Origin of the sequence: Paenarthrobacter sp. YAF11_1, assembly GCF_052113445.1 — a bacterium.
Taxonomy (GTDB): Bacteria; Actinomycetota; Actinomycetes; order Actinomycetales; family Micrococcaceae; genus Arthrobacter.
In genome coordinates this window covers 1-350 of sequence record NZ_JBFRDF010000053.1, presented here as the reverse complement: position 1 = coordinate 350, position 350 = coordinate 1, and the positions used below count along the sequence as shown (strand labels likewise).

Sequence of the window (350 nt, the reverse complement as noted above, 5' to 3'; positions counted from 1 at the left end):
GGCTTCCTTTGGAAAACTTTGAGGTCAAGAATGATTTAATGAATATCGATTTGCTGCCTTATACCTTATCTATTAATAAAATTAATACATGGCTTGACCGAGAAAAATTGAAGATCACCTTTAATTATGAGTTAACTAAAAATCTTTTGATGGAGACCAATACAGAGGGTCGCAAGTTAGTTATTGGTCTTGAAGATGAGAATGGTAACAAATCGTTTACTCGTGAGTTTGATTTCAAAGATTTTGATGTCGTAGATTCTTCAAGTACGGAAACGAACAAGGATACCAAAATCCGTCTCGGAAAACGAGATAAGTTCGTTATCGAAGAGCAGGATCAAGATCTCATCTTC

The 350-nt window shown here is 35.1% G+C and carries 1 protein-coding gene; it reads left to right on the top strand.

What is annotated here, in order from left to right:
• Nucleotides 1-38: 38 nt before the first annotated feature.
• Nucleotides 39-350: hypothetical protein (locus tag AB4Y77_RS23045; protein WP_442015471.1), on the top strand; the 312-nt coding region annotated here is incomplete at its 3' end.